The 5822-nt window shown below is 34.9% G+C and carries 5 protein-coding genes; 3 read left to right on the forward strand and 2 right to left on the reverse strand.

Annotated features, from left to right (window positions below; genetic code table 11):
* Positions 1-337: 337 nt before the first annotated feature.
* From GJV03_RS20975 to GJV03_RS20985, 3 genes are read left to right on the forward strand one after another with little or no spacing between them, the layout of a single operon-like run.
* The gene (locus GJV03_RS20975; protein ID WP_154131047.1) at positions 338-1999 is read left to right on the forward strand and encodes a phosphoethanolamine--lipid A transferase; all 1662 of its coding nucleotides are present in this window, start codon (positions 338-340) and stop codon (positions 1997-1999) included.
* 17 nt (positions 2000-2016) lie between these two features.
* The gene (locus GJV03_RS20980; RefSeq protein ID WP_004722612.1) at positions 2017-2709 is read left to right on the forward strand and encodes a DNA-binding response regulator PmrA; all 693 of its coding nucleotides are present in this window, start codon (positions 2017-2019) and stop codon (positions 2707-2709) included.
* 1 nt (position 2710) lies between these two features.
* Complete coding sequence (locus GJV03_RS20985; protein WP_105713126.1) at positions 2711-4048, forward strand: ATP-binding protein; 1338 nt, start codon at positions 2711-2713, stop codon at positions 4046-4048.
* 28 nt (positions 4049-4076) lie between these two features.
* Here the strand turns inward: GJV03_RS20985 and GJV03_RS20990 are convergent, their stop codons facing one another.
* Together GJV03_RS20990 and GJV03_RS20995 are read right to left on the reverse strand one after the other, a co-directional pair.
* The gene (locus tag GJV03_RS20990; RefSeq protein ID WP_004722609.1) at positions 4077-4883 is read right to left on the reverse strand and encodes a hypothetical protein; all 807 of its coding nucleotides are present in this window, start codon (positions 4881-4883) and stop codon (positions 4077-4079) included.
* A 295-nt stretch (positions 4884-5178) separates the two neighbouring features.
* Positions 5179-5822 (reverse strand): phosphatase PAP2 family protein (locus tag GJV03_RS20995; protein ID WP_252720761.1); only part of this gene is annotated, 644 nt, incomplete at its 5' end.

The following is a 5822-nucleotide window of genomic DNA, read 5'->3' on the forward strand; positions in this document are numbered from 1 at the left end:
TGGAAAATAAAAAATTACTTTTTCGTCATTTTTAAATGTGTAGAAATCAATTCGTGTATTATCCCATTTATTGGATTTAAAGTAATTTCAGTTCCCAATAATTAACTCAAAAAATTGCTGTGGATCCGATTAAGCAGGATTAAAATCTACAAGCTATAAAATAATACTAACTTTTTTATAGTTTTTTTATTTGATTTTAAATTTCTCAGATTATGAGAAATATTAAGGTAATTACAAATAGGATCAGTGGCGCAATATGCTTGGGAAAGTGCTTTTTAAGTTCAGTTTAAGCTTCATTTTTTAACTTAACACTATTGAAAAGAGTATTGCCAAAGTAATGTCTAACTTAATACCGCGTATAAAACGACGTGAAGTCTCAATTTCCCTAACTGCTTTTAATATTATTGTCGCAGTGTGGTTAGGCTTGTGTCTGAATTTTAGTTTTTTAAATAAAGTCCAGTCTCTAACGCCTTATCAGGGGGTTAAAGCACAGCTGTTTCTGATCGCGACAGGTTTTGTGCTGGTTGCTTTATATAACCTGTTATTACAAATTTTAGACTGGAAATGGACAGCAAAATTTTTTGCAATTGTCTTGGTCTTCATTGGTGGATTTAGTGCTTATTTTGTCAATTCATTGGGCGTGGTGATTTCGCCTGATCAAATTCAAAATATGGTACAAACAGATCCTAGTGAAGTGTCAGACTTACTTTCTTTGCAATTTTTTATTTGGACACTGGGATTTGTTGTTTTACCCATCATCATTATTCTTTGGGTAAGGATTAAACCAGAAAAAATTGGCAAAATACTGTTATTTAAAAGCCTAAATATTACGGGCTCTTTCGCTGTAATTGCTGCATTATTATTTGTTTTTTATGTGGATTATGCAGCTATATTTCGTGAGCATCGTGATTTAAAAGGCATGATTTCTCCGCAAAATGCAGTGGCTTCAACACTTTCTTATTTTCATAAAAAAGCACCGAAAAAAAATCTACCTTTGATTCGTTATGGTGAAGATGCACATTTAGTCGAGGATGTTGCTTTACAGCATAAACCTAAATTGATGGTTTTGGTGGTCGGTGAAACTGCACGTGCAGAAAGTTTTTCTTTAAATGGTTATGCAAAAAATACCAATCCTGAATTGTCAAAACAGTCTGGTCTAATTAATTTTTCTCAAGTCAGTTCTTGCGGTACAGCAACCGCAGTTTCAGTGCCTTGTATGTTCTCAGGCATGCCGCGTCAAGATTATGATGAGCAACTTGCCAGTCATCGAGAAGGTTTATTGGATATTGCACAACGTGCAGGTTATAAGGTGACGTGGATTGATAATAATTCAGGATGCAAGGGTACTTGTGATCGTGTTGAGAAATTTGTTATCCCTCAAGATTTAGAGAAAAAATGGTGTCAAGGTGGTGAATGTCAAGATGGTATTTTGGTAGACAGCTTAAACCTATATTTAAGTCAATTGCCAAAAGATGACAAGCAAGCACATTTGATTGTATTACATCAAATGGGAAGTCATGGACCTGCTTATTATAAACGTGCACCAAATGAATTTAAAAATTTCAAACCGACTTGTGAAACCAATGCGATACAAGGTTGTTCATCGACTGAATTGATTAATACTTATGATAACTCGATTGTCTATACAGATCATATTCTAAATCAATTGATTGAAACTTTAAAACAGCAAGAAAATTATCGCACAGGTTTTTGGTATTTATCTGACCATGGCGAGTCTACAGGTGAACGTGGTATGTATTTACATGGTGCACCATATGCGATTGCACCTACTCAACAAACCCATGTACCTATGGTGATGTGGTTTTCAGATGCATGGAAATCTGTAGCAGCAAAACAAATCAATTGTTTAAATCAACAAAAACAGGCAACATTGAGTCAAGATAATTTATTTCCAAGTCTTTTGAGTTTGTTAAATGTCCAAACTCAAGTCATAGATCAAAAAAATAATATGTTGCACCAGTGTGCTGTACAAAGCTGATTGAAAGGATATAAACCATGACCAAAATTTTGATGATAGAAGATGATTTTATGATTGCAGAATCATCTAAAACATTATTGAAATATCAAGGCTTTGATGTGGAATGGGTGAATAATGGTTTAGATGGCCTCAAGCTTATTTCTGAGAAACAATTTGATTTGGTCTTACTTGATTTAGGCTTGCCCATGATGGATGGGATGCAGGTCTTAAAGCAAATCCGTCAACGTTCTAGTTTACCTGTACTGATTATTTCAGCACGTGATCAATTACAGAATCGTGTTGAAGGCTTAAATCAAGGTGCAGATGATTATTTGATTAAGCCTTATGAGTTCGATGAATTGGTGGCTCGTATCCATGCGTTATTACGTCGTACAGGTGATACAGCGAAAGACGTAACTGGAAGTGCTTCAAATCTGCTAAAAAATGGTGAAATTGTTTTAGATGTTGAACAGCATATTGCAACACTAAAAGGTGAAACGGTGGAGCTTTCAAATCGTGAATGGGCGATTCTTATTCCGTTAATGACCCATCCCAATAAAATATTTTCTAAATCTAATTTAGAAGATAAATTGTATGCTTTTGATAGTGAAATCAACAGTAATACAATTGAAGTCTATGTGCATCATATCCGATCGAAATTGGGTAAAGATATTATTCGTACAATTCGTGGGTTAGGTTATCGTTTGGGGCAACCACAAAAAGCGGAATGATATGGAAACAGCATTTTCCTTAAGAAAGCGTTTAATTCGTTATACCTCTATTTTTAGTATTTTACTTGGTTGCGTGTTGGTTTTTTCCGCTTATAAAATTTCTTTAGAAGAGATCAACGAAATTTTAGATGCTCAGATGGTCTATCTTGCAGAGCGTGTGGAGTTAAATCCAAGGCCCATTCAAAGTCATTTTGATATACACAAACGCTATCATGAAGAAGATTTATTTATAGATGTTTGGGCATATGCTGATCCTAGTCAAACGCAAAATACGCCACATCATGTCATTGTTGAACCTAAACAAAAGGCTGGTTTTTATAGCCAAGATACAACGCATGGCACTTGGATTACTTATATCTTACCCACAGCTAATTATCAGATTCAAATCAGCCAGCAAGAAAAAGTCAGAGAGCATTTGGCTTTAGAGCTTGCAGGCAGTATGTTTCTTCCATATTTACTGATCATTCCATTTGCTTTGTTGGGCTTGGTTTATATTATTCGTCGCAGTTTGAAACCGCTTGAAGACTTTAAATCCGAACTGGCAAAACGTGATTCAAATTCATTGGTGGCAATTCAAAATGCTCACTATCCAGAAGAATTACTGCCGACGATCCATGAAATGAATCATTTGTTTGAGCGAATTTCTGTTGCTCAACAAGAACAGCGCCAATTTGTGGCAGACGCTGCACATGAGTTACGTACACCCATCACCGCATTGAATCTACAAACGAAAATTTTGATGAGCCAGTTTCCTGAAGAGGAAAATCTAAAAAATTTAAGCAAAGGTTTGGCTCGGATGCAGCATTTGGTCACGCAACTGCTTGCTTTGGCAAAGCAAGATTCCTCATTGAGTCATGAAGTTCAAGTGACTCAATTTAAGCTAAATGATGTGGCACTCAATTGTGTAGAACAGTTGATGAATCTCGCAATGGAAAAAGATATCGATCTTGGCTTTGTTCGTAATGAAACAGTGATTTTAAAAAGTGTAGAACATAGTCTTCATTCAATCATTTTTAATTTGATTGATAACGCAATAAAATATACCCCTGTCTCAGGCATGATTAATATCTCGGTATTTGAAGATATTCATGATTCTGCGTATGTTTTGATTGAGGATAGTGGTTTAGGGATTGATCCAGAGATGTACGATAAAGTCTTAAAACGTTTTTATCGTGTACATCATCACTTGGAAGTGGGCAGTGGTTTGGGATTGTCAATCGTGGATAAAGCCATTCAACATTTAGGTGGTGAACTGTCTTTATCCCGTAGTGAGGAGTTGGGCGGACTCAGTGTCTTGGTCAAAATCCCGATTCTGTGTGATATCAAAACTGAGAAGTAAAATGATTGGAAAATAAATGATCCCATTTCTACATTAATGGAAGTGGTTCATTTTTCTTCATATATTGGAAAAATTCTAAACATTTTTGCATCCTACGACCATCACTGCCAAGTTTACCCAAATTAAAGTTTGCGACCCAGTTGAGTTTATTTCCGATACGGCAAATTTCGTTGTATTTTGATTTACTTGGGTAAATTTCTCCGATAAAAATATCGCAAGCTTGGGCAAGCTCATCATCATTAAAACGGAATGATGTTGAGAAAATAAAACATAACCAATCTCTAATTTGACAGGTTTCTAAGTCCAGTACTTCCCCAGGATCAGTTTCAAAGTCAATAAAAGTAAATGCTTTGTCCTTATTGACTAAAATATTTCGTGCAAAGGCTTCACTCAAATAACTGTCTTTGTGATGGACAGCTTGAATTGCAAAGATTGCTTCACGATAAAACTCTAGTTTTTTTGCCGTATTTCCTTCCATTTGTGCCAATGCTTGATCGAGTTGCATAACATCTTCACCATGATCAGCAGCATCTTCAATCAATAGTCCTTGTGAACAATTGGCTAAAATTTGTGGCGTTGGAATACCTAATGAGTTTAATTCTGTCAGACGATGAACTTCACAATAAATCGATTTACTTCCACCATAATTTGGAATAGGCGTTAGCGCTTCAATATTGAGTATACGTGCAACCCATTTTAATGGGACATAAATCCAAGCAGAATGGCGTTCAGAGGCTTTTTTAAGCCACACTTTTCCATCATCTAATTGATAAGACTGAATATTTTGGTCTTGAATTTTAAGTGAATTGCGGAGAAATTTAGAAAAATTACTCATATTTTGCACGTATAAGATTACTAAATTAGCTCAAGTATAAACAAAATATAATAATTTGTAAAAATTAAGATTGATTTAATAATTTAATATTTAAATTATGACAAAAATGTAATTCTTTGAGTGATAAATATAGCTATGCATCACTTCATTTAGCTTTTAGATTGGAATGAAAAGAGATAAGCGATCAAATAAGTGAGAATAATGAGTAATTCGTTTTTAAATATCTGATGTATTTTTAGAGATGCATTTATAATAAAATAATTTTGTGCAATATATCGTTTAGAGTTTAGGATCGTTATCTGCTAAATTTTTTATAAAAGATACGATACACAATTACATTAAATGTAAAAATAATCCAGCCTGTCCAAAGGTTATGGCTAAGAAAATGTGCACCACGCATGATTTGCCCCCAACCTGTAATCAAACCAAGTGCTAGGCCTAAGACTAAGAAAAAATAAGCAACTTTAGAATTTGATCGTCTAAATACAAAAAAACCTGTAAGCAGTGAAAAACCTGTGCTGGCATGGCCACCAGGAAAGCAACGTCCATTGCTTGCAGAAAAATCCCAAACATAGCCTAGAGCAGTTTGCTCAGTCATAGACCAAGGGCAGGCATGGGCTGAGTGGGATTTTAAAATGCCAATCAGTGCAGTGGATAAAACACTAACAATAAATAAATAGCTCAATTGCCATTGATACGCTTTTAATTTCGCAACTTTAAAAGAAGCAATCCATGAAATGAATACCGCAATATAAAAGGCAATGACGATATGTTTAAGCAGCTTGTGATTAATTTCAATGAGAAACCAATTGTCTTTGAGTGGGAAATGACCAGTACTATCTATCCACGGTTGGATAAAATACATATCGATTGCGCCACCGACAGGAAAGACCAGAAACAGTATTAAAAATAGTATTCCTAGCAATAAACTATTTTTTA

It is taken from the genome of Acinetobacter sp. RIT698 (genome assembly GCF_009668065.1).
Lineage (GTDB): Bacteria > Pseudomonadota > Gammaproteobacteria > Pseudomonadales > Moraxellaceae > Acinetobacter > Acinetobacter guillouiae.

Excerpts from the sequence above, each read along its gene's own strand:
- GJV03_RS20985 (WP_105713126.1), top strand. The coding sequence starts at position 2,711 with ATGGAAACAGCATTTTCCTTAAGAAAGCGTTTAATTCGTTATACCTCT.
- GJV03_RS20975 (WP_154131047.1), top strand. The coding sequence starts at position 338 with ATGTCTAACTTAATACCGCGTATAAAACGACGTGAAGTCTCAATTTCC.
- GJV03_RS20980 (WP_004722612.1), top strand. The coding sequence starts at position 2,017 with ATGACCAAAATTTTGATGATAGAAGATGATTTTATGATTGCAGAATCA.
- GJV03_RS20990 (WP_004722609.1), bottom strand. The coding sequence starts at position 4,883 with ATGAGTAATTTTTCTAAATTTCTCCGCAATTCACTTAAAATTCAAGAC.